The sequence below is a fragment of the Arthrobacter livingstonensis genome (genome assembly GCF_003219815.1).
Classification (GTDB): Bacteria; Actinomycetota; Actinomycetes; order Actinomycetales; family Micrococcaceae; genus Specibacter; species Specibacter livingstonensis.
Genome location: NZ_QJVD01000007.1, coordinates 29,502 through 51,949, shown reverse-complemented (window position 1 = coordinate 51,949; position 22,448 = coordinate 29,502). Strand labels below are relative to the sequence as shown.

Genomic DNA, 22,448 nt, shown 5'->3' with positions numbered 1-22,448 from the left:
TCCGGGCAGTTTTTGTTTGGCCTCCGCTTCCGAGGACGCCCAGCCAAGCTTGCGAGAGTGGCGAGGACGACGGCGGCGCCCCAATCTTGACAGCAAGAAGCCAGTGTCGCCATCGCAAGTCAAAGCGGCTGCCCCGGCGGTGCTGCCGTTATGGGCTGCACTTGCACCTGGGTTGAGCGCAAACCGGAACTTCACTTTCCCTATGCGCATCGCCAGGGTGCTGGCACTGCGCCAGTGGACAAGCTGCGCGGGCGCCGAACCCTTGCCGTGCGCATAAAAAAACTACCCTGAACTTATGCGTTCCACCCGTTTGTGTGGAATGCGCATAATGTCAGGCATTGCGGATCCGCCCGGTGGCTTAGCCGCCGAGCAGGTGTTCGCGGCCAAACATGGCAGCGGCGGCGCGCGCGGTGGGGGTGCCGGCGTCAAGATCGGCGCCAGCAGCGACCAGCAGGGCCGCCACGTCGTCCTCACCCTTGAACAGGGCGCCGGCAAGCGGGGTTTGGTCGCGGCCATTGCGGATGTCCGCGTTGGCCCCGCGGGCCAGCAGCATGGACACGGTCCCCGCCCGGCCCTTGTATGCGGCGAGCATCAGCAGTGTGTTGCCGTCCTGATCCTGGACGTCCACGGCGAGCCCGTGGTCCAGAAATTCGGTCAGTTCCGTGGTATGGCCGTCGCGGGCCAGGTCCATGGCGAGGGCGATGGCCTGTGCTGTCTGCTCTTCATTGAGGGAGGATTCGTTAGTCACTCCTCAAGGGTAGGCGACCATGACGCAGGAATGGTGGCGCCGGGCCCGGACCTGCCCGGGCGGCGGGCCCAGGCCTGCCCGGCGGCAGGCCGAGTCACAGTCTCAACCCGGCAGCTCCAGGCCGCCCCCGGTCACGAAGTCGGCCACCAGGTGGCGGGCGTCCGAATGCAGGCGGCCAAAGATATGGATGAACGGTGCGGAGCAGGAATCGCGAGTCCAGGGGTCGGTGGCCCAGACGGTGGCACCGGACATGGGCGGGTTCCCGTGGGACAGCAGGGCCTCCACGGTGCCCGCCAGTTCAAGAAGGGCGCCGGGGCCGAGCTCATCCAGTGACGGGGCGGCAAGGACCGGGCTTGCGGTCCAATGGCCGGTCGTGAACTGCTTACCCGGGCGGGCACGCGCCGGCTCAACGTGAAACGAAGCTGCCTCATCGAGGCGAGGCACGCCCGACAAGGCGCCGTTTGGCCGGGCGGCTCCCGCGGCGGCCGTGGGAGCATCCGAGGCCGGCGCGAGCGGCGCACCCTCGGCGAGCCATTGCCGCAGCAGCGCATCCACTTCTTCGGTGCCCACGGCAGCCACGCGTTGGTGGGCGGGCAGGCGCAGGGGGGCGGCCGCCGTCGTGCTTCCGGGCCACTGGAAAAAGGCGTGGACGGTGGGGGTTGACGTCTCCGCCACGGGTTCGCCCACGGCGTCGCCCACCGGCTGCCAGGTAAGGGCAAGGTAGAGCTGCGCGCCCACGGCTCCCTTGATCGAAACGAGCGCGCGGCGCAGACGGCCGTAGCAATGCAGCAGGTCCGCGGCCGAGGCGTCGCAAAAGGCAATGGCCGGGTCGTTGAGGCGGAGCACAAAATGGCCCTCAGTCAACGGAAACCTGGGCCGCCTGGCGCTCCAGAACGTTGACGAATAGAGGTGTGTACGAATCGGAGCCAACTCAATCCCCTTCCCGTGGGCCTGGCACCCATGGATGCAATTGTCAGCATAGCCGAGGGGATGCGCCGGCCCGACTAGGCTAAAGCCGTGCCAAAACTCCTTGCCGACCTGACCCCGTTGAAGGAAAGCCCCGCGTTCCGGCGGCTCTGGCTGGGCAACGGGCTCTCCTCGATCGGCACGCAGCTGACGGTGGTTGCCGTCAGCCTGGAAGTGTACGATCTCACCGGCTCCACCCTGGCCGTGGGCATGCTTGGCCTGGTGGCGCTGCTCCCGCTGGTGTTTGCCGGGCTGTACGGCGGTTCCATCGCCGATGCGCACGACCGCAGGACGGTGGCATTGATCTCCTCCACGGTGCTGTGGCTGGTGACCATCGCCATCGCGCTGCAGGCCTGGCTGGGGCTGGGCAATGTATGGATCCTCTACGGGCTGATCGCCGTCCAGTCCGCGGCTGCCGGCGTGAACGGTTCGGCCCGCAGCGCCATTGTGCCGCGGCTGGTCCGGCTGGAACTGCTGCCGGCGGCCAATGCGCTGAGCATGATCGTCATGGGACTGGGCACCACCATCGGGCCACTGATGGCGGGCATCCTGGTGGCCAATGTGGGGTACGGCTGGACCTACACGGTGGACGTGCTGACATTTACGGCGTCTCTGTGGGCGCTGTTCAGGCTGCCGCCGCTGCCGCCGCTGGCAGGTGTTGGCGGCATTGTGCAGCGCGCCGGGTTCAAGTCCGTGCTGGAGGGCTTCGCGTTCCTGGGCACGCGACCCAATCTGCGCATGACGTTCCTGGTGGACATGTGCGCCATGGTGTTTGCCCTGCCCCGCGCGCTCCTGCCGGCCATTGGTGCGGTGTGGCTGGGCGGCGGGCAGCAGACGGCCGGGGTGCTGCTGGCGTCCATCGCGGCCGGTTCCTTCCTGGCCGCAGTGTTTTCCGGCCCACTTGGCGGTGTCCGGCGCCAGGGCCTGGCCGTTGTCTGGTCGATCACGGTCTGGGGCGCGGCAATCGCGGCGTTGGGAGGTGCCGTGCTGGCCGGCGGACACCACACGGACGACGGCGGCGTGTCACCGTGGATTGTCGGTGCGGTTGCGGCCCTGGTGGTGGCCGGCGTCGCGGACTCCGTCAGCTCGGTGTTCCGCTCCACGATCCTGCAGTCCGCCACCCCCGACCACCTGCGCGGCCGGCTGCAGGGCATCTTTGTGGTGGTGGTGACCGGTGGTCCGCGCATGGGTGACGTCTTTTCCGGCTCCACGGGCCAGTGGCTCGGCGAGGGGTGGGCCGCCGTTGCCGGCGGGCTGCTCTGCGTTGCCGCGGTGTGGGGGCTTGCCGCGTGGCAGCGTGGCTTCATCCGCTATGACGCCCGCCACCCGGAGCCCTGAAACGGGAACAAGCGCGACCCCGGGTTCGTTTAACGGGATGACGAACTATGGGAAGGACGTTCCGTGCGAAGCCATTTCAACGGACTGAAGACCACCGCACTATTCGGAGTGCTCTGGGCAGTCCTGCTTGGCATCGGTGCGCTGATTGCCGGCGGCACCGGCAGTTCGGCACCGCTGTGGATCTTTGCCCTGATCGGCGTGGGCACCACGGCCTACGGCTACTGGAACAGCGGCAAGATCGCCATCCGGTCCATGCAGGCCTATCCCGTCACGGAGGCCCAGGCGCCGGGCATCTACCGCATTGTGCGCGAGCTCTCCGTCAAGGCCAACCAGCCCATGCCGGCCATTTTTGTGTCGCCCACGCCGGCGCCCAACGCCTTCGCCACCGGGCGCAACCCCAAGAACGCCGCGGTGTGCTGCACCGAGGGCATCCTGAACCTCCTGGATGAACGCGAGCTGCGCGGCGTGCTGGGCCACGAACTCATGCACGTGTACAACAGGGACATCCTGACGTCCTCGGTGGCGGCCGCCGTGGCCGGTGTCATTACCTCCGTGGCGCAGATGATGATGTTCTTTGGCGGAGGCGACCGCCGGAACGCGAACCCGCTGGCCATGATCGCCATGGCGCTGCTGGCCCCGATGGCCGCATCCATGATCCAACTGGCCATCAGCCGAACCCGCGAATACGACGCCGACGAGGACGGTTCGCGCCTGACCGATGACCCGCTGGCCCTGGCTTCGGCGCTCCGCAAGCTTGAACTGGGCGTCCAGCAGTCGCCGCTGCCGGAGGAGCAAAACCTGGTCAACGCCAGCCACCTGATGATCGCGAACCCGTTCCGCAACGGCGGGGCCCGCAAGCTGTTCTCAACACACCCGCCCATGGCCGACCGCGTTGACCGGCTGGAAAAGATGGCCGGCCGCGCGCTCGGCAGCTGAACGTCCGGCCGCGCGCTCGGCAGCTGAACGGCCGGCCGCGCGCTCGGCAGCTGAACGTCCGGCCGCGCGCTCGGCAGCTGAACGTCCGGCCGCGCGCTCGGCAGCTGAACGTCCGGCCGCGCGCTCGGCAGCTGAACGTCCGGCCGCGCGCTCGGCAGCTGAACGTCCGGCCGCGCGCTCGGCAGCTGAACGTCCGGCCGCGCGCTCGGCAGCTGAACGCCTGGCAATTCCCGCAGCCGTTGAAATCGTTGAAGTGGCTTCTCACCCCGGCAATCGAAACGTTGATGGGGTATGACACCGACGAAGGGGTATGCCGGGCCACCCGGCGGCGGTGCTACGGGTTGTTCAAAACACAGCACGCGCGAGTGTTGTTCAAAAGACAGCTCCTGCGGGTGTTGCGGCGGACGCCCCATTCAAAAGACAGTACCTGCGGGTTAGCGGCCTTATGACCCGCAGGTGCTGTCTTTTTAATGCCCCCGGGGCACGGCGCACCCGCAGGAGCTGTCTTTTCTCTGTCCGGCGGACCAGTCGCACGCCCGGCGGTGCAAGGGCCGTGTGGTGAAATGCCCCTCACCGGATGGGGCAAGGGGCTCTGCCAAACCGGCCACGACCGGAAACCTGGACACGGAGGAGGGGTGCGGCATGTCCGCCGGGCTGCCCCGAACCACCGGATGCCCAGTCTCGTAGGACAGAATGGGGGTATGCGATTGATTTTAATTCGACACGGGCAGACCCCCAACAATGTCTTGAGCCTGCTGGACACGTCCATTCCCGGGCCCGGGCTGACAACACTCGGCGGGCAACAGGCGTCAGCGGTCCCCGCGGCGTTGCGCGAAGAGAGGATCGGCCAGCTGTACGTTTCCAACCTCACGCGCACCGCCCTCACCGCGGCACCCCTCGCCAGGGACCGTGCACTGGAACCGGTGGTCCGCGACGGCCTGCGGGAGATCAGCGCCGGCTCCCTGGAAATGAAGGGGGACGCCGACTCGGTCATGGCGTACCTGGAAACAGTCAAGGCATGGCTGGCCGGAGACCTTTCCGCCCGGATGCCCGGCGCCGACACCGGCCTGGACGTGCTGGAACGCTTTGACGCCGTGGTCGAGGAGGCCGCCGCCAAGGATGGAAACGGCGCCGTCGCCATGGTCAGCCACGGTGCGATGATCCGCTTTTGGGCCGGGCACAGGGGCACCAACATTGACTGGTCGGACACTAAATACCACGAGCTCTCCAACACCGGAATCGTCACGCTCGAAGGAGAGCCCGGCCGGGGCAGCGCACCTGGGGGCTGGGAGGTCCGACAATGGCACGGCACCCCGGCCGGTGGCCTGGGCGGCACGGATTTTGACGGCCCGACGGCGGAGCTGGACGCGGGCGCAACCGCCGCCGACAATGCCGAAAGTTAAGCGCGGGGCGGGGCAGGACGGGACCGCGGCGACGGCTCCGGCTGCCAGCCCGGCGCCGTTCAGCACCGCCAATCTGTGGCGGCTGAAGCGGATCAGCTGGGTGTGGCTGGGGACCGCTGCCATGTGCATCGCGCTGCTGGCCGTCGGGGCGCCGCTGAACATGAGCTTGTACCAAATGGTGCTGCCCTTTGGCTTGGGCATGGCAATCCTGCACACTGCCTCGCTGGGGCTGACTGCGGCCCGCCCGGTGGCCGGAGTGCTGGTGTCGCTGGTGCCCATGGTTGTCATGCCACTGGTGTCCAACCCCGTGGGCGGGGCCCCCATGCCGTTCAGCGTGGTGGCCATGGTGACACAGGTGCTGGTGATTTGTGTGGCCGGGCTGCGCAGCCACTGGATGGTGCCGGCTGCGGGGTGGCTGCTGAGCGTGGGGGTGGGCGTGATGGCCAATTACCTGACCATGCCGCACGGACAGACCCAGGGCGCCCAGATCAACGTGGTGGTCTTCGCCGCAGTGTCCGGGGGGCTGATGGTGGCCGCCGTCGTGGCCCAGCAGTGGCAGCACCTGCGCGCTGAGCTGGCCGCCGAGCGCACGGTCAGTGCGGAGGAGCAGTCCCGCCGTCGGCTCGCCGAGGAACGCACACGCATTGCCCGCGAACTTCACGATGTGGTGGCGCACGGCATGTCCGTGGTGGTGGTCCAAGCGACTACGGCGGCCTACCGGCACGCAGGGCTTAGCGAGGAGCTCAAGCAGGAATTTGACGACATTGCCGACAATTCCCGGCGGGCGATGACGGAGATGCGCAGCATGCTCGGGTCGCTGCGAAGTTCGGGAGAAGGCCGGGCGACGGCCCCGCAGCCGGGCTTTGCCGACCTGCCCGGGATGCTGGCCTCCGCCCGCACCGCAGGGGTCACGGTCAACGACCCGGACCTCTCCGACGTCGACCTTGACGGGGTGGGCGAGGTGATAGCACTGACCGCCTACCGGATTGTGCAGGAAGCCCTTAGCAATGTCATCCGCCACGCGCCCGGCGCCACCGTGGAGATTAGCTTTAGCACCGTAACGGGTCGCCTTGAAGTGTCGGTGGTCAACTCGCCCTCGGCCATAGGCGCTGTCATGGCCCAATTGGACCGCGGCTCGCACGTGGGCCAGGGCCTGATCGGGATGCGGGAACGGGCCACCATTGTGGGAGGCTCCGTCTTTTGTGCGCCGACGCCGGACGGAGGCTTCTCCGTGGTGGCCGCACTGCCGCTGATCAGCGTCGGCAAGGGTGCCGCCGGCACAGCGGCCGGAAGCACAGCGGTCGGCGGCAAAACCGCCGACGGCAAAACACAGAACGGAAGGATCGGACAATGACCATTCGAGTGCTGGTGGTGGATGACCAGGCCATGGTCCGCCAAGGGTTCGCGGCACTGTTGGGAGCCCAAGCGGACATCGAGGTGGTGGGGCAGGCGGAGAACGGCGCCGTCGCCGTGGAGCTGGCCGCTGCAAACTGTCCGGACGTGGTGCTGATGGACGTTCGCATGCCCGTGATGGATGGTCTGGAAGCCGCCCGGCACATTCTGTCGCAGGCTGGTGGAGACGGTCAGGGCCAGGGCGTCCACGTGCTGATGCTGACCACCTTTGACGTGGACGACTATGTCTACGACGCCCTGAAGATTGGTGCCAGCGGCTTCCTGTTCAAGGACGCGCTCGCCGACGAGCTGGTGGCCGCCGTGCGCATTGTGGCTGGCGGCGAGGCCCTGCTGGCGCCGTCGGTGACCAAGCGGCTCATTGAACAGTTTGCGCAGTCCACGGCCCGGCCCCATTTGTCCCGGGACCGCCTTGACGGGCTGACGGAGCGCGAGTTGGAAGTCATGACGCTGGTGGGCCGCGGACTGTCAAACCACGAGATCGCCGCTGCGCTCTTTATCGCCCAGCAGACCGTCAAGACGCATGTGAGCAAGATCCTGGCCAAGCTGGACCTGCGGGACCGGGTGCAGATGGTGGTGCTTGCCTACGACACCGGGCTCGTGGAGCCGTGCGCCTGATTTCCGCTCGTCCCGGTGCGGGCCGAACGAAAGATGCCGCCGCCCCTGCTGCGTAAACGCATAAGCCAGCGGCCTACTGCGCAGGCGGCTGCATGATCTTGAACATGGCACCGGTGGGGTCGGTCAGCCCCGCCAAGCGGCCAAACGGGGTGTCTTCTGCCGCCTGAATGACGGTGGCACCCAGGGACAGGGCCGTTGCGACGGCCCCATCGGCGTCGTCCACCTGGAAGTAGACCAGCCAGTTGGAGGGGGCCTGCTCGGGGAGGTCGCCGGTGGCGTCCATGATGCCCGCTGTGGCATCCGGGCCTTCGCCCAGCGTGGAGTATTTGAACTCCGGGGTGTCGCTCATGACGGATGTCTTCCAGCCAAAGACGTCCTGGTAGAACTTGAGTGCGGCGGGGTAGTCCTTGGTCCAGAGCTCATGCCAGTTGGCCGCGCCGCTGACGGCGTGCGCCTGGAAGCCTGTGTGCCCGCCAAATTCCCATACGCCCACGGACGCGCCGCCGGGATCGCCCAGCATGGCCATCTTGCCCTGCTCCGGGACGTCCATGGGCGCCAGGTAGGTGACGCCGCCCGCTGCGGTGGCGGCGGCTACCGTGGCGTCAATGTCCTCAACGCGAAGGTAGGTGGACCACATGTCCGGGTACCCGGCGTCGTTCTGGTCGCTTTGCATCAGGCCGGCCACGGACTTCCCGTCCTTGAACGCCATGGTGTAGCCGCCGTACTTTTCCACATCGCCGGTCTCATACGTCCAACCAAACAACGCCGTGTAAAACTCCTTGGCCTTGGCCGGATCCGAGGTCATCAGGTCGATCCAGCATGGTGCTCCCGCAGGAATTCCAGTCATGGCTGCTCCTTACCAAAGTGAAGTGGAAGATCAAGACAAGCCACGAGCCTATGCCCGCGGGGGCCGCCCCACAAGTGCTGGAGGGTACCCGTGGGCTGTGAATTTACGGGTGTTTACCGCATATTCACGAACTGCAGGTCTGCGTCCTCAAACTTGCGCAGCATCGCCATGACGGACTGCAGGTCGTCGCGGCTCTTGGAGCTCACGCGCAGTTCGTCGCCCTGGATGGTGGACTTGACGCCCTTGGGGCCCTCGTCACGGATGAGCTTGTTGATTTTCTTGGCCACGTCCTGGGCGATTCCTTCCACGATCTCGGCCTCGAGGCGGTACTCCTTGCCGGAAGCGAAGGGCTCCCCGGCGTCCAGGGACTTCAGGGAGATGCCCCGCTTGATCAGCTTCGATTCAAAGACGTCCATGATCGCCATGACGCGCTCCTCGGAGTTTGCCTTGAGCAGGATTTTCTCGCCGCTGAAGTCAATCTCCGCACCCACGCCCTTGAAGTCGTAGCGCTGGACAACTTCCTTTTGGGCCTGGTGCAGCGCATTGGCGACCTCCTGCTTGTCGACCTTGCTGACGACGTCGAACGTTGACTCGCTTGCCATGATTCCTCCGCTACCTTATGTGTTGCCCGAAACAATTGACTTGCCTCCCAGCCTAGCGCCCGAGGGGCCCAAACGTGGGCCCACGGCGGCGAGGGCCCCGCCGCGAGCTTGCGAGTGGTGGGAGCCGCTGGGGAGCAGCGAGGTTGGGGAGGGCGGCGGGGCTCTGGCTCACAGTTCGCTCCAAGCGGATACGCGGCGGGATCACATTTGGCCACGGCATCGTTGTACACATCGAGAGCACCACTTCCAGGAGGACCTTTTGAGACGGACCGAAAGCACGACGCCGGAGCCCGACCCCGACCCTGCCGCACCACGCGCGCTGGCCAGGACCCGTTCGGAAAAAGCTGCTGAGATCCCTGCCTCGGCATCTGCGGCGAAGGCCCGGCCGGGAGTGAAGGCCGCCGTGGGCACGGCCATGGCAGCGGCAACGCTGGCGGCCGTGGCGGTTCTGTCCGGGCCGGTGTTCAGCACCGATCCTGCCGCCATCCTCGCGTCGCCGGTTAATTCGGTGCCATCAAGGATTGCCGGCGTCCAGGCGGACATGGCCCGTGCCGTGGTCCTGCGGCAGGTTACCGCCGAGCAGGCAGCATTTCTGGAAAAACAGCTGATCCGCAGGATCCAGGCAGGCCCGCAGATCTGAATGTGCCATGTGCACCGCCGTTGAAAACGCAAGGATTCGATTCTTCGTCAAATACCTTGTATTGTTTTACTGCTCCCACTTGATGGGGGCGAAAGCCGGGCGGGATTATTTACGCTTGGCAGGCCTGGCAGATTACCCGAGTGGCCAAAGGGGGCTGACTGTAAATCAGCTGGCAACGCCTTCACTGGTTCGAATCCAGTATCTGCCACCATCGCCGGTAGCCCGGAACCCCGCACTGCGGGGTTCCGGGCTTTTGGCATTCGCGACGGACGCGCCGGAAACGCGGGACAACTACAGTTAAGGCATGGAATACCTCGTGCCCCTGGTTGTTGTGCTGGTCATTATCATTGCTGTGGTCGTGGCATCACGGTTCATGGGCCGGAAAGGCCGGGCCCTGCAGGACGCCGCGGGCCCGCAGCCGCGCACGGCAAAGCCCCCGAGGGGCCAGCCGCAAGCCACGCGGGAGGTGGCTGCCGAGGCCAGTGCCAAGTTGACGCCGGAGGCGCACCGGGCCGTTTATTCGTTCATCGCACGCCATCAAGTGCTCAACGCCGTGAAGGCCTACCGGAAGGCCACCAACGCCAGCTTGGGACAATCCGCAGCCGCTGTTGCCGCACTGGCACAATTCCCGCAGGCTTCACCCGAACCCGCTGCTACGGAGGTTCCGCTGCACGTCGAGGACATCCTCAAGGCGGCACCGGCACCGGCACCGGGCGCCTATCGCTACCGGGCCATCGTGTCCCGGGGGGATGAGGTACGTGAAGTGGCCAGCACCCGGCTGAATGAGGAGCTTTTTGGGCAGATCCGTTCGCTGGCCCTGTCCGGGGACTACGACGGCGCCGCCGGCCTTCTGCGGGACCATGCGGACATTTCCCCGGACGACGCCCGCGAGTTTGTTTCGATGATTGCCCCGGAAGAGTAACTGTCGGTTACGGTAAAGGCTCCAACCAAATTGCCGCTTGTTCGGCTGACTCCTTGGGGGAGTACATGAATGTATCTGTCAGAGGCGGCTTGCCTGCCCTGCGCCGCCTCATCCTGGTCATGGTCGTTGCGCCGGCCATGCTTGTTCCCGTGCTCGCTGTGCCGGCCCAGGCCGCGGCCACAGTCAACAGCCGTGTGGCCACTTTTGCCGCCGGCCCTTCGACTGTCACCAAGGGCAAGGCCATCACCATTTCCGCACAGGCGCAAAGGGTTGTGGGGAAACAGTGGGCCAAAACCGGAACCGTCACGGCAACGGTGTACTTCGATCCGGATGGCGCTGCCCCCAACAAGGCATTGCGCACCATCCGCAGCAATACCGGCGGACGAGTGACACTGTCCATTCCGGCCACTGTCTCCGGAAAATGGTCCGTCCGCCTGCCCGCGCAGGGCGCCCTGAAGACCTCGGCCAGCGCGGCGAAGTATGTGAAGGTCGTTCCCGCGCCGAAGCCCACGTCGGCCAAGCCCGCCAGCAAGTGGAACTGCCCGGCCTGGGCACCCATCAAGGGCAACGCGCCCAGCAGGATTTACCACCTGGTGGGCCAGCGTTTTTACAACAAGACGACACCGGAAATCTGCTTCACCACCGAAGCTGCCGCCCGGAAAGCCGGCTACCGCAAGTCCAAGGTCTAGCCAGCCCCATTGCGGGGCCGGAAACCCGGTATTAAACACGAGCGCCCGATCCCCTTGGGGTCGGGCGTTGGTATTTGCGTCCCTGACTAGGCCGGGATATCGCTTTCAAGCATGAAGCCGTCCTGGTGGTGGATGAGCTGGCGGCCCATCCCGGCGTCGAGCTGAATCCACAGGCACTGGCGGTCGTTGGTCAGGGTCTCCACCTTACCCGAAAGGCGCCAGCCACGTTCATTGACGAGTGCGACGTGCTGGTTCGCGGCCAGGACGGGCCAAACGTCCTGATGATCGTGGTGCTCAGGCATTTGGTCGGTGAGGTGGTGATGGCTGGGTCGGGTCATGATTCCTCCAGTTGTGGACCGTGTGGCTTGTCTGTTCATGTTTATACGTAGCCAACATGGCCATCATGCACGAACAAGATTAACGCGCTGTGAACTTTATGTGACCGCACTGTCCGCGTCCGGTGAAGCACCGTCGGCATCGATCGCGAACACCAGCGTGTCCAGCCAGCGGCCGCGAATGAGCCGGTCGTTTTTCAGATGGCCCACCTGGTCCATGCCCAGCTTGCGCAACACGCCGGCGGAGGCCACGTTTTCCGGACGGCAGGTGGCCGTGATGCGGGCCAGGCGCAGTTGCGAGAAGCCATATTCAACGATGGCGCGGGATGCTTCGGTGGCATAGCCGCGGCCCCATGCGTCAGAGTGGAGCGTGTAGCCAAGCTCAGCTTCGGCGGCGCCATGCCGCGCCGTGCGGGGCTGCACTGTGAGCCCGATCGAGCCGATGACGTTTCCGGCCAGCGTGATGGCGAGTGTGTGGCCGGTGCGGGGCACCACAGCGGCCGTAGCAGCGCAAAACTTGAGGAACTCCCCAGTGTCCTGTTCGGAGTTGGGACCCCACTCGACAAAGGTGCTGGTTTGCGGATCTGAGGCAAAGGCATGCACGGCGGCAAAGTCGGACGGTGTGTATTCGCGCAGCACGAGACGCTGGGTGGTCAATTCCATGGGCCCATCCTAGGCGCATATGACTTGACTGTTAGGCAGCCTATTGTTAGGCTGTCTAACTATGAGTGAAAACCTTGAGGAACTGGCCAGCCGATATCGCGACATCCTGCGCCAGGCTGTCTATTTGGTGCGGTCAATCGACGCCGAAGGCGAGCTCAGCACGGGCCAGGTCAGCACATTGAACATGATTTCCGCCCAGCCCATGCGGGTCAGCGCCATTGCCCGGTATGCGGGCATCCGCGTGCCGAGCTCCACTGAACAGGTCATCAAGCTCGAAGCGGCCGGACTGGTTGAGCGCATCACCGATGAGTCGGACGCCCGCGCGGTGCTGGTCAGAATCACCGCCACGGGGCGGAAGAAGCTCGGCGAAGCCAACAAGCGGCGCAACGCCAATATGGCGGCTGCCTTGGGCACTCTCTCGGCCGGGGAACAACTGGCCGTCGCGAACGCCATCCCGGCCATTGCCAAGCTCAATGCGGCACTGAAGTCCTGACCCTGGCGGCGGGTGGGGAACACCGCCGTGGTACTTGCAATCTGGAATATTTGAAGGAGAAAACGTGCAGGCCAATACGGCAGACAACACTGCCAAGGAGATCGAGGACGTCCTCGTCGACGAGAAACGGTCCATGCTCAAGCAGCCCAAGGCCGTGTGGGCGGTGGCGTTTGCCGCCGTCTTCGCGTTCATGGGCATTGGGCTGGTGGACCCGATCCTGCCGGCCATCGCCAAGAACCTGCAGGCTACGCCGAGCCAGGTTTCACTGCTGTTCACCAGCTACTTCCTGGTGACCGCCGTCGCCATGCTGGTCACGGGCTATGTTTCATCCAGGATTGGCGGCAAGAAAACGCTGCTGATCGGCCTGGCGGTCATCGTGGCTTTCTCGGCGCTATCCGGCATGTCAAACACCGTCGACGCACTGGTCGGCTTCCGCGCCGGCTGGGGCCTGGGCAATGCCTTGTTTGTGGCCACCTCGCTGGCCGTCATGGTGGGAGTTGCCTCCGGCGGCGCAGCCACAGCCATCATTCTCTATGAGGCCGCGTTGGGCCTGGGCCTCTCGCTCGGCCCGCTCATGGGCGCACTGCTGGGGGGCTGGCAGTGGCGGGCGCCGTTCTTCGGCACCGCGACCGCCATGGCCATCGCATTTGTCCTGGTGATGATCCTCCTGCCCAAGACCGCGGCGCCCGCTGCCAAGACCCGCCTGCGCGATCCCCTTCTTGCGCTCGGCCACAAGGGCCTGCGCACCACAGCCGGCAGCGCGTTGTTTTACAACTACGGCTTCTTCACCATTCTGGCCTTTGTGCCGTTCATCCTGGGCTTTGACGCCTACGGCATTGGCGCGGTGTTCTTTGGTTGGGGCGTTGCCGTTGCTGTGTTCTCCGTCTTCGTGGCCCCGATCGTGCAGCGCCGCTTCGGACCGACCCGGGCGCTGATGGCTTCACTGCTGGGGCTGATGGTGGTGTTGGCGGGCCTGGCGCTTGCCGCCGGCCACTCGGTTACCGCGGTCGTGGTGCTGACCGTGATCTCCGGTGCCCTGTTGGGTATTAACAACACGCTGTTCACGGAAATGGCCATGTCGGTCTCGGATTCCCCGCGCCCCGTGGCCAGCGCCGGCTACAACTTTGTGCGCTGGATGGGGGGCGCGATGGCGCCGTTCCTGGCCACCAGGATCGCCGAGTACTCCAACGCCTCCGTCACGTTCATCGTTGCGGCCGTCATGGTGCTGGTCAGCGCCGGGATCATCTTTGGCGGGCGCAGGTTCCTTACCTCCCACGCGCCCCAGGGGGTATAGCGCGGCACGTATTCCCGCTCACGCGCAGAGCGAAAACAGTAGCCATGCTTCACGCCGGTCACGTACCGTGGGAAGCATGGCTACAGTTGAAATCACCACCGAATCGTTTGGCACCACCATCGAAAGCAACGACATTGTGTTCGTTGACTTCTGGGCCTCCTGGTGCCAGCCCTGCGTGCGCTTTGCGCCCACCTACGAGTCCGCCTCGAACGAGCACGACGACGTCGTGTTCGGCAAGGTTGACACGGAAGCACAGCAGCAGCTCGCCGCCGAAGCGAACATCACCTCGATCCCGACCCTGATGGCGTTCCGCGAAAAAGTCCTGGTCTTCGCCCAGCCCGGCGCACTCAGCGGCACCGACCTGGACAAGGTCATCTCGGCCGTGAAGGAGCTGGACATGACCGAGGTTCACTCGGCCGTCGCCAAGGCGCAGGCAGAGGCGGCAGAGGGCAACACCGCCGAGTAAAGAACAAACACTTCGCTGAGGCTGGAGATAATCCCCACGCCCTCCCGCCACTCGCAGTCCCCACCCGCTCCCACCGCTCGCAAGCTCCCACCGCTCGCAAGCTCGCAGCGGGTCCCTCCCGGCTGTGGGTCCCCGCGGCGGGCCCTCGGGCGCGTGGGCCCACCGCAACGGCTATACCTTTATAGCCGGTCGAGCTTGACGGGCTCGGCCAGCAGGGCGCTCAGCGACTCGTTGAGGTCCTGGACGGCGATGCCCTTGCTGTGCCTGTCAAGGTCTGCCTCGGACGCCCACTGCTCGGTCAAGACGATCTTTTCCTCGGATTCCTGCGTGATTTCATACTGAATGCAGCCGGCCTCCTCCACGACCTGCTCGATCGCGATGTCGAGTGCGAGCTTCACGCGGAAGAATTCGCCGTCGTTGGGGAGAAAGGTGGCCTGGAGGTTGATGACGTCGCTCATGCAGCCAGCCTAGGCGATGCAGCCGTCCGCGGGGGAAGCGGTTCCAAAATATGAATGCCGCGCCCGGACGCTGTCAGTGCCCCCGGTGGTCCTGGATGGTCATGCGCGGCCCAAACTTGGGTTTGCGGAAGCCGCTCAGGTACAGCATGCGCACCACCCGCTGCCGATGCCCGCGCCACGGTTCCAGCAGCGCCAGCATGCCGGCATCGTCCACCGGTCTTCCGGCCAGCGCCCAGCCCACATGGGCGGCCAGGTGGTAGTCGCCCACGGCAACCTGGTCGGCGTCGCCATGCGTGCGCTGCGTGACCTCCGCCGCCGTCCACACCCCGATGCCCGGAATGCTTTGCATCTTCGCGGCGGCTTCCACTGCGGGCAGCTTTGCCAGCCGTTCCAGTCCCGACGCCGAACCGGCCACCCGCATGACCGTTGCCGAACGCTGTGGCCCGACGCCGGCCCTGTGCCACTCCCACGACGGGATGGCGGCCCACTGGCGCGGGGGTGGGGCGACCATGAGGTCTGCCGGAATTTCGGGGTGGCTGCCCGCACCCGGTGCCGCGGCGCCGAATTTCCGGACCAGCGTGGCGTAGCCGCGCCGGGCCTCCAGGGCGGTGACCTTCTGCTCCAGGATGGCCGGGACAAGGGCATCAACCACCCGCCCGGTGGCGGGCAGTCGCACGGCTGGGTGCCGGCGTCGCGCCTCCTGCACAAGGTGGGGGAGGGTGGCATGGAAACCGGGGTCGTCAAATGGAGACCAGTCGTCCTGCGCGCCAAGCAGTTCGGGGGCGGCTGTGAGCGCATGGTCGGCGCCAGGGCCCCAGGCGCGGACATGCAGCACGGTGCCTCGCTGGCTGATGCCCAGCGTGGCCGGACCGGTTGGGGTGTTGAACGCCAGCCAGGCCGCGCCGGGGGTGAGGCGGACGGTCCGGTCGGCCGGGCCGCGGCCGATGATGCCCAGCGTCTGATGGAGGTCGTACGGGCCACCGGCGTCCCACACCAGTGAAGGTCCCGGGTGCGTGGCGGTGGCGGTCATGGTTCCATGGTCGCATGGCGGGCTGGGAGGTGTCCTCCGGAAGCTGGCCGCGCAGGGTTCCCGCAAGTAGGGTGGGGCCAAGTGCAGCAAAGGTGAACGGGGGATTCTGATGCAGATTGCCGGAAGGCCGAGCTGGCAGACGGGCGAGGACCTGTCGTGGCCGCTCACAGTTGTCCTGTACATCCGGGACGTGCTGAAGCTGCCCGCCACGGCACCGTTTTTCATCCCGCCGCTGGTGCCGGAGGTGCCCGAGCACATTCCCGTCACCGGTCCTGACCTGGACGTTGTGCTGGCTGATGAGTGGACTTCCTGGTTCTCCAAGCTGCTGGCGGACCACTTGGAGATGCCGCGCGGCGGTTCCATTGATTACTTTTCGCTGGAGGATCGCGGGCCGGGCTTCCGGGACATGGTTGAGCAGTATTTTGATGCCGCCACGGCAGCCGCGAACGGCGCGTTCGAAGCGTATACTCAGCGTTTCAGGCTCACCTCAGGGTTGAGGGCATGGCCGTGACGAAGCTGGTGGCGTCGATTGAAAAGGAGCTCGGCCACCGGGCTGCACCCTTCAGTCTGGGCATCCGGATCCTGCCGGTGGAGGGATTCTGGCTTCACCGGACCGGACCCCGGCGCGTGCTCATCAGCGAAGCCGCCCGCAGGGATCCCGGGCAGCTGCGCCGCCTGCTGGGGCCCATCGTCACGGAACTGGCGCAGTAGACCCGGCCGGGCGGCGTCGTGCTTGGCAGTACTGCCGGCTACGGGGCCAACACTATGCCGGCAGTCCCGCCGCCAGCCACAGCGCCAGCACCGCCAGCGGCAACATGACCGCGACGACGGCCAGTCCGCCCAGCGCGTACCCGCACCACGAAATGTTGATGCCCATGGCCTTCAGGCGGCCGTGCCATAGCAGCGTGGCCAGCGACGCCCACGGGGAAACCAGCGGGCCAAGGTTCACGCCGACCAGCAGGGCGGCCAACCGAATGGGGGAGGCCGCCACCGGCTCCAGCGCCAGGTACGCGGGCAGGTTGTTCACGCCATTGGCCGCCAGCGCGCCGATCCCTGCCAGCTGCAGGAGGGCCGTGAATCCGTTGCCCGTGCCGGAAATCCGCGTGAGGGCCGCGCCCAGGCCGTGGTCGTGCAGGGCCTGGACGATGAGGAACAGCCCCATGGCCAGCAGGACCGGCTGGACGGGGAGTATCCGCCACCGCACGGCCTTCGTGCGGCGCAGCACGAACACGGCCAGCAGGAACAGCGCCGCCACCGACGCCGGAATCCACACCGGAATCCCGGAAACCAGTGCCGGCAGCAGCACCGCCACGGTGACACCGCTGACGACGAGCAATGCCCTGTCCGCAGGTTCGGGAACCACCGGCGGCGCAAAGCGGCCGCGCAGATCGCGCCGGAAAATCAGGAACAGGAACGCTGCCGGGACCGCAACGCCCACCACAGCCGGCGCCCACAGCAGCTGCGCAAAACCCAGCGGACTCACGTCGAGGCGGTGCTGGGCCAGCAGGTTCGTGAGGTTGGAAACCGGCAGCAGCAGCGACGCCGTATTTGCCAGCCAGACGGTGCCCAGCGCAAACGGCAGCGGGTGGATTTTTGCATGCCGTGCCAGCGACACCACCACCGGCGTGACGAGCACGGCCGTGGTGTCAAGGGACAAAAACACCGTGCACGCCGTGGCGAGCCCCAGCGAAACGAGCCACAGCAGCAGGACCCGGCCGGTCGGCGTCGTGCCCGGTTTCCGGCGTCGCCCGCCCGCCAGCCTTGCCGTCACAACACGGAACACGCCGGCGTTGTCGGCCAGTTCCGTCACCACGGTCATCGCCACCACGAACAGCAGGATGGGCACGGTGCGCCCGGCCAGTTCCGTGAAGGAATCCCAGCGGAGCAGCCCGGTGGCCAGCAGGAGCAGCCCCGCAGCAAAAAGGGCGGACGGAGTTCCGGCGGCCAGGACCCTCTTCATGCCCCGACCGGACTCTCGGGAATTTGCAATGCCGTCCGGGCCAGAATTTCCCGGCACGCCAGGATGGCCGGACGGCGCCGGCTGGCCCGCCGGGCCGAGGTGAACACCGTGCGACGGGGGAGCCCGGGCAAATCGATGAGCGTAAGGGCCGGCGGCCGGCCCTTCCACATCAGATCGGGCATGAGTCCCACAGCGTTGCCCGATTCAATGAGGCGTATCTGGGCTTGGAGATCGGCCGTTTCAAAGCGCACGTCGGGCTCAAAGCCGGCCTGCCGGCATGCCTGCTCGGCCCAGTGCCGGGATGCGGCGCCGCGGGGTTCCATGACCCAGGGAAGCGCTGCGGTGTCCGCAACGTCAGTGATGGGCTCGGTGCGGAGGTTCGCCATCCCGCCGGCCACGCCCGGAGCCGGCACGGCCAGCCGGATGGCGTCCGTGGTCAGCACCACCCGGTCCAGTTCGGGGTGCCGGGGCGCCGCATGGCCCGGATACTGTTCGGCCACCACCAGGTCAAAGTCGCGCGCCCAGGTCTCATACAGGGCGGTCTCCGGTTCCCGCTGCACCATTTCAATCCGTACCTCCGGATAGTCCTGTGCCATGGCGGTCAGCATCTCCGGCAGCAGCGCCAGCGCGGCCGACTGGAACACGGCGAGCTTCACCGTGCCAGCCACCGTGGTCAGGGACGCGGACATGTCCGCTTCGGCGCGTTCGAGCGTCTCCAGGATTTCAGCGGTGTGGGCCACAAGGATCTCCGCCTGGGGCGTGAGCTGCACGCGCCGGCCCACCTTGCGCAACAGCTTCACGCCCGCTTCCTTTTCCAAAAGGGCCAACTGTTGGGACACAGCGGACGGGCTGTACTGCAGGGCGAGCGCCACGTCGGCCAGGGTGCCGCGGATGTGCAATTCGCGCAGCAGGCGCAGGCGCTTGACATCCAACACGCGCACCTCCAGATAGTTAAGGAAAATCGACTGATATTCATTAAAAAACATCACTTTTACTTATTGAATATTAGTCCCATACTGGACTTAAAGGTAACCCGTTTGGCGTCACCGTAGACGGTCGGGACGGGTCTAAAGCAACGCCGGAGACCGGTAGAAAAGAACGAACCAGAGACCATGACAAGCACCGTCAGCGCGGACACCGCCGCCACCATTCCGATCCCGGGCAACGACCTTGCCGAAGAGACCATCGCCCTTGTCCGGCACTGGCTCAGCGAGGCATCCAAGTTCCCCGCTGATGTTTCCGCCCAGCGCCTCGCCGGCGTCTTGAAAGACCCCAACGGACTGGACTTCACTGTGGGGTTCGTTGACGGGGTCATCCGCCCCGAAGACCTGGCCGTGGCCGGACGGAACCTGGCCAGGCTGGCGCCCAAGGTGCCCGCCTTCCTGCCCTGGTACATGCGCGGCGCCGTCCGCCTCGGCGGCGTCATGGCGCCTGTCCTGCCGCAGCTTGTCATCCCGATTGCCCGCAAGGTGCTGCGCGAGATGGTGGGGCACCTGATTGTGGACGCCACCGACGCCAAGCTGGGCCCGGCCATCGCCAAGATCCGCCAGGGCGGGGTGGATCTGAACATCAACCTCCTGGGCGAGGCCGTGCTGGGCGAAAACGAAGCCGCCCGCCGCCTCGAGGGCACCATGCGCCTGCTGGCCCGCGACGACGTCGACTACGTCTCGATCAAGGAATCCTCCACGGTTGCCCCGCACTCCGCCTGGGCCTTTGACGACGCCGTCGACCACGTGGTGGAAGAACTCACGCCCCTTTATGCGCTGGCCAATTCCTTCCCCAAGCCCAAGTTCATCAACCTGGACATGGAGGAATACAAGGACCTCACCATGACCATCGCGGTGTTCAAGCGCATCCTGGAGAAGCCGGAGTTCAGGAACCTGGAAGCGGGCATCGTGCTCCAGGCCTACCTGCCGGACACCCTTGGCGCCATGATCGAACTGCAGGAATGGGCTGCCCGGCGCCGGGCCGACGGCGGCGCCGCCGTCAAGGTGCGCATCGTCAAGGGCGCCAACCTGCCCATGGAACAGGTCCAGGCGTCCGTCTATGGCTGGCCGCTGGCAACCTGGGGCACCAAGCAGGACTCCGACACCAACTACAAGCGCATCGTCAACTACGCGCTGACCCCCGAACACATCAATAATGTGCACATCGGCGTGGCCGGGCACAACCTCTTTGACGTGGCCCACGCCTGGCTGCTGGCCAAGCAGCGCGGCATCAGCGCCACCTCCGGCCGGCTGGAATTTGAGATGCTGCTGGGCATGGCCACCGGCCAGGCCGAGGCCGTCCGCAAGGATGTCGGCGCACTGCTGCTGTACACACCGGTGGTCCACCCCGGCGAATTCGACGTCGCCATCGCCTACCTCATCCGCCGGCTCGAAGAGGGCGCCAGCCAGGACAACTTCATGTCCGCCGTCTTTGAACTCTCCGACAACGAGGCCCTGTTCGAACGCGAGAAGAACCGCTTCCTGGCATCGCTTGCCGACCTCGACGCCGGGGTCCCCGCACCGAACCGCGTCCAGGACCGTGCAGAAACCCCGCGGCCCTCCTCCGCGGAATTCTTTGCCAACACCCCGGACACCGACCCGGCCCTGCCCGCCAACCGCGCCTGGGGCAGGGACATTCTGGCCCGCATCCCCGGCTCCGAGCTCGGCAACGACATCGTGGAAGCCAGCCGCGTCGCGGACGTCGACCAGTTGAACGGCATCGTGGACACGGCACTGGAGGCCGGCAGGGCCTGGGGAGCCCTGAGCGGCGCTGAGCGCGCCGCCGTGCTGCACCGCGCCGGCGCCACGCTGGAAAGCCGGCGCGCCGAGCTCATGGAGGTCATGGCCGCCGAGACCGGCAAGACCCTGGACCAGGGCGACCCGGAAGTGAGCGAAGCCATCGACTTCGCCCACTTCTACGCCGAGCGCGCCAAGGACCTGGACACGGTCGACGGCGCCACCTTCGTCCCGGCGAAACTCACCGTGGTGACGCCCCCGTGGAACTTCCCCGTCGCCATCCCGGCAGGATCCACGCTGTCGGCACTTGCCGCCGGATCCGCCGTCGTCATCAAGCCTGCCACCCAGGCCCGCCGCAGCGGCTCCGTCATGGTGCAGGCGCTGTGGGACGCCGGCGTGCCGCGGGAGGTTTTGGCCCTGGTGCAGCTGGAAGAGCGCGGACTTGGGCAGGCACTTGTCTCACACCCCGCGGTGGACCGGGTGATCCTCACTGGCGGTTACGAAACGGCCGAGCTGTTCCGCAGCTTCCGCACGGACCTGCCCCTGCTGGCTGAGACGTCCGGCAAGAACGCCATCATCGTCACGCCCAGCGCCGATCTTGATCTTGCCGCCAAGGACGTGGTGCAGTCCGCGTTTGGGCACGCAGGGCAGAAGTGCTCCGCGGCGTCTCTGGTGGTCATGGTCGGCTCCTTGGCGCAGTCCGCCCGCTTCCACAACCAGCTCCTCGACGCCGCCCGCAGCATGGTCGTGGGATACCCGGAAACGGCCACCAGCCAGATGGGCCCAATCATTGAGCCGGCCGCCGGCAAGCTCCACAGGGCCCTGACCACTCTGGATGCGGGCGAATCCTGGGCCATCGAGCCCAAGCAGCTCGATGCCACGGGCAGGCTGTGGTCCCCGGGTGTGCGCACCGGGGTTGCGGACGGCTCCGAATTCCACCTCACCGAGTACTTTGGCCCCGTGCTGGGCGTCATGGAGGCGGAGACTCTCGAGGACGCCATCGCCATGGTCAACAGGATCGACTACGGGCTGACCAGCGGCCTGCACTCGTTGGATTCGGCGGAAATTGGTCTGTGGCTGGATACCATCCAGGCCGGGAACCTGTACGTGAACCGGGGCATCACCGGTGCCATCGTCCAGCGCCAGCCGTTCGGCGGCTGGAAGAAGTCGGCCGTGGGTGCCGGAACGAAGGCAGGCGGCCCGAACTACCTGGTGGGCCTGGGCAACTGGGAACCTGCTGTCTCGACGGCCACGGCGGCGCTGGGCGACGCCGCGCGCAAGATGCTTAACGCCGCCGCCGGCCTCTCCGCCAGCGAGCAGGCGTTCCTCACCCGTTCGCTGCACAGCGACGCCGCCGCGTGGGCGGACGAGTTTGGCGCGGCCAAGGATGTCTCCGGCCTCTCGGCGGAACGCAATGTGTTCCGCTACCTGCCGCTGCATCCGCTGGTCCGCCTGGCCGAGGGCGAGTCCGTTGCCAAGCTGCTTCGCGTCCTGGCGGCAGGAATCACCGCCGGCGCCACCCCGGAGGTTTCCACCGCCGTCGCGCTTCCCAACGCCGTGGCAGCGCTGCTGGTGAGCCTGCGCATCCGCGTCACCGTGGAGAACGACGCCGACTGGCTGGTCACGGCGCGACGCTTCGGCGCCGGGCGGATCCGCCTGATTGGCGGGGACTCCAGCGCCCTTTACGAGGCAACGGACGGCCGCCCCGACCTGGCGATCTACCACAATGCGGTCACCGAGGCCGGGCGGATTGAGATGCTGCCGTTCCTGCATGAGCAGGCCGTCAGCATTACGGCGCACCGCTTCGGCACGCCCGACCACCTCTCGGACGGGCTGATCTAGCCACCCTCGTCCATGTTGCACTTGTTGGGCCGGATAGCGCTCTCCCAGGCGTTTTTCGTCCAATA

24 protein-coding genes and 1 tRNA gene are annotated in these 22,448 nt (G+C 66.4%); 15 read left to right on the top strand and 10 right to left on the bottom strand.

Annotated features, from left to right (window positions below; all coding sequences use genetic code 11):
* Positions 1-358 precede the first annotated feature (358 nt).
* Together CVV68_RS08225 and CVV68_RS08220 are read right to left on the bottom strand one after the other, a co-directional pair.
* Positions 359-748 carry an ankyrin repeat domain-containing protein gene (locus tag CVV68_RS08225; protein WP_438502621.1) on the bottom strand — a complete coding sequence of 130 codons (390 nt, stop codon included), beginning with the start codon at positions 746-748 and terminating at the stop codon, positions 359-361.
* Between the two features lie 102 nt (positions 749-850).
* The gene (locus tag CVV68_RS08220) at positions 851-1,612 is read right to left on the bottom strand and encodes a hypothetical protein (protein WP_110500517.1); all 762 of its coding nucleotides are present in this window, start codon (positions 1,610-1,612) and stop codon (positions 851-853) included.
* Positions 1,613-1,765: 153 nt separating this feature from the next.
* Here CVV68_RS08220 and CVV68_RS08215 point away from each other — a divergent pair, with 153 nt between their 5' ends.
* From CVV68_RS08215 to CVV68_RS08195, 5 genes are all read left to right on the top strand, one after another.
* On the top strand, positions 1,766-3,052 hold the full coding sequence (locus CVV68_RS08215; RefSeq protein WP_110500516.1) for an MFS transporter: 1,287 nt from the start codon (positions 1,766-1,768) through the stop codon (positions 3,050-3,052).
* 63 nt (positions 3,053-3,115) lie between these two features.
* Positions 3,116-3,988 (top strand): zinc metalloprotease HtpX, encoded by an 873-nt coding sequence (gene htpX, locus CVV68_RS08210; protein WP_110500515.1) that lies wholly within the window; start codon positions 3,116-3,118, stop codon positions 3,986-3,988.
* 701 nt (positions 3,989-4,689) lie between these two features.
* Complete coding sequence (locus CVV68_RS08205) at positions 4,690-5,391, top strand: histidine phosphatase family protein (RefSeq protein ID WP_110500514.1); 702 nt, start codon at positions 4,690-4,692, stop codon at positions 5,389-5,391.
* A complete protein-coding gene (locus tag CVV68_RS08200; RefSeq protein ID WP_110500513.1) occupies positions 5,378-6,745 on the top strand; it encodes a histidine kinase in 1,368 nt (455 codons plus the stop codon). Before CVV68_RS08205 ends, CVV68_RS08200 begins: the two co-directional genes overlap by 14 nt.
* Positions 6,742-7,419, top strand: coding sequence for a response regulator (locus tag CVV68_RS08195; protein ID WP_110500512.1), 678 nt, complete (start codon positions 6,742-6,744; stop codon positions 7,417-7,419). Before CVV68_RS08200 ends, CVV68_RS08195 begins: the two co-directional genes overlap by 4 nt.
* Before the next feature lie 73 nt (positions 7,420-7,492).
* Here CVV68_RS08195 and CVV68_RS08190 read toward each other — a convergent pair whose 3' ends face one another.
* Both CVV68_RS08190 and CVV68_RS08185 read right to left on the bottom strand, forming a co-directional pair.
* The gene (locus CVV68_RS08190) at positions 7,493-8,266 is read right to left on the bottom strand and encodes a VOC family protein (protein ID WP_211320760.1); all 774 of its coding nucleotides are present in this window, start codon (positions 8,264-8,266) and stop codon (positions 7,493-7,495) included.
* A gap of 113 nt (positions 8,267-8,379) precedes the next feature.
* Positions 8,380-8,868, bottom strand: coding sequence for a YajQ family cyclic di-GMP-binding protein (locus CVV68_RS08185; protein ID WP_110500510.1), 489 nt, complete (start codon positions 8,866-8,868; stop codon positions 8,380-8,382).
* 259 nt (positions 8,869-9,127) lie between these two features.
* Between CVV68_RS08185 and CVV68_RS08180 the strand changes: the two genes are divergently transcribed.
* The 4 genes from CVV68_RS08180 to CVV68_RS08165 all read left to right on the top strand — a co-directional run bounded on the left by CVV68_RS08180 (position 9,128) and on the right by CVV68_RS08165 (position 11,119).
* Entirely contained in the window at positions 9,128-9,508 is a 381-nt protein-coding gene (locus CVV68_RS08180; protein ID WP_245933419.1) for a hypothetical protein, read from the top strand.
* Between the two features lie 126 nt (positions 9,509-9,634).
* Positions 9,635-9,719, top strand: a tRNA-Tyr gene (locus CVV68_RS08175).
* Between the two features lie 93 nt (positions 9,720-9,812).
* On the top strand, positions 9,813-10,430 hold the full coding sequence (locus CVV68_RS08170) for a hypothetical protein (protein WP_146238856.1): 618 nt from the start codon (positions 9,813-9,815) through the stop codon (positions 10,428-10,430).
* Positions 10,431-10,495: 65 nt separating this feature from the next.
* A complete protein-coding gene (locus CVV68_RS08165) occupies positions 10,496-11,119 on the top strand; it encodes a sunset domain-containing protein (protein ID WP_146238855.1) in 624 nt (207 codons plus the stop codon).
* Positions 11,120-11,205: 86 nt separating this feature from the next.
* On the opposite strand, the gene CVV68_RS08160 is transcribed toward CVV68_RS08165, so the two are convergent.
* Positions 11,206-11,457 (bottom strand): hypothetical protein, encoded by a 252-nt coding sequence (locus CVV68_RS08160; RefSeq protein ID WP_245933418.1) that lies wholly within the window; start codon positions 11,455-11,457, stop codon positions 11,206-11,208.
* Between the two features lie 96 nt (positions 11,458-11,553).
* Positions 11,554-12,117 carry a GNAT family N-acetyltransferase gene (locus CVV68_RS08155; RefSeq protein WP_110500507.1) on the bottom strand — a complete coding sequence of 188 codons (564 nt, stop codon included), beginning with the start codon at positions 12,115-12,117 and terminating at the stop codon, positions 11,554-11,556.
* 61 nt (positions 12,118-12,178) lie between these two features.
* Here CVV68_RS08155 and CVV68_RS08150 point away from each other — a divergent pair, with 61 nt between their 5' ends.
* From CVV68_RS08150 to CVV68_RS08140, 3 genes are all read left to right on the top strand, one after another.
* The gene (locus CVV68_RS08150; RefSeq protein ID WP_110500506.1) at positions 12,179-12,610 is read left to right on the top strand and encodes a MarR family winged helix-turn-helix transcriptional regulator; all 432 of its coding nucleotides are present in this window, start codon (positions 12,179-12,181) and stop codon (positions 12,608-12,610) included.
* Between the two features lie 64 nt (positions 12,611-12,674).
* Positions 12,675-13,904, top strand: a complete 1,230-nt coding sequence (locus tag CVV68_RS08145) for an MFS transporter (RefSeq protein ID WP_245933417.1) — start codon at positions 12,675-12,677, stop codon at positions 13,902-13,904.
* A 76-nt stretch (positions 13,905-13,980) separates the two neighbouring features.
* Entirely contained in the window at positions 13,981-14,370 is a 390-nt protein-coding gene (locus CVV68_RS08140; RefSeq protein WP_110500505.1) for a thioredoxin family protein, read from the top strand.
* Between the two features lie 179 nt (positions 14,371-14,549).
* On the opposite strand, the gene CVV68_RS08135 is transcribed toward CVV68_RS08140, so the two are convergent.
* Together CVV68_RS08135 and CVV68_RS08130 are read right to left on the bottom strand one after the other, a co-directional pair.
* Complete coding sequence (locus tag CVV68_RS08135; RefSeq protein WP_110500504.1) at positions 14,550-14,828, bottom strand: putative quinol monooxygenase; 279 nt, start codon at positions 14,826-14,828, stop codon at positions 14,550-14,552.
* A gap of 73 nt (positions 14,829-14,901) precedes the next feature.
* A complete protein-coding gene (locus CVV68_RS08130; protein ID WP_110500503.1) occupies positions 14,902-15,858 on the bottom strand; it encodes a DNA-3-methyladenine glycosylase family protein in 957 nt (318 codons plus the stop codon).
* A gap of 109 nt (positions 15,859-15,967) precedes the next feature.
* On the opposite strand from CVV68_RS08130, the gene CVV68_RS08125 reads away from it, so the two are divergent.
* Positions 15,968-16,369 carry a hypothetical protein gene (locus CVV68_RS08125; protein WP_110500502.1) on the top strand — a complete coding sequence of 134 codons (402 nt, stop codon included), beginning with the start codon at positions 15,968-15,970 and terminating at the stop codon, positions 16,367-16,369.
* The gene (locus tag CVV68_RS08120) at positions 16,360-16,569 is read left to right on the top strand and encodes a hypothetical protein (protein WP_110500501.1); all 210 of its coding nucleotides are present in this window, start codon (positions 16,360-16,362) and stop codon (positions 16,567-16,569) included. Before CVV68_RS08125 ends, CVV68_RS08120 begins: the two co-directional genes overlap by 10 nt.
* Before the next feature lie 52 nt (positions 16,570-16,621).
* On the opposite strand, the gene CVV68_RS08115 is transcribed toward CVV68_RS08120, so the two are convergent.
* Together CVV68_RS08115 and CVV68_RS08110 are read right to left on the bottom strand one after the other, a co-directional pair.
* Complete coding sequence (locus CVV68_RS08115; protein ID WP_110500500.1) at positions 16,622-17,818, bottom strand: ArsB/NhaD family transporter; 1,197 nt, start codon at positions 17,816-17,818, stop codon at positions 16,622-16,624.
* The gene (locus CVV68_RS08110; RefSeq protein ID WP_110500643.1) at positions 17,815-18,753 is read right to left on the bottom strand and encodes a LysR family transcriptional regulator; all 939 of its coding nucleotides are present in this window, start codon (positions 18,751-18,753) and stop codon (positions 17,815-17,817) included. Before CVV68_RS08110 ends, CVV68_RS08115 begins: the two co-directional genes overlap by 4 nt.
* Positions 18,754-18,930: 177 nt before the next feature.
* On the opposite strand from CVV68_RS08110, the gene CVV68_RS08105 reads away from it, so the two are divergent.
* Positions 18,931-22,383, top strand: a complete 3,453-nt coding sequence (locus CVV68_RS08105; protein WP_110500499.1) for a bifunctional proline dehydrogenase/L-glutamate gamma-semialdehyde dehydrogenase — start codon at positions 18,931-18,933, stop codon at positions 22,381-22,383.
* Positions 22,384-22,448 lie beyond the last annotated feature (65 nt).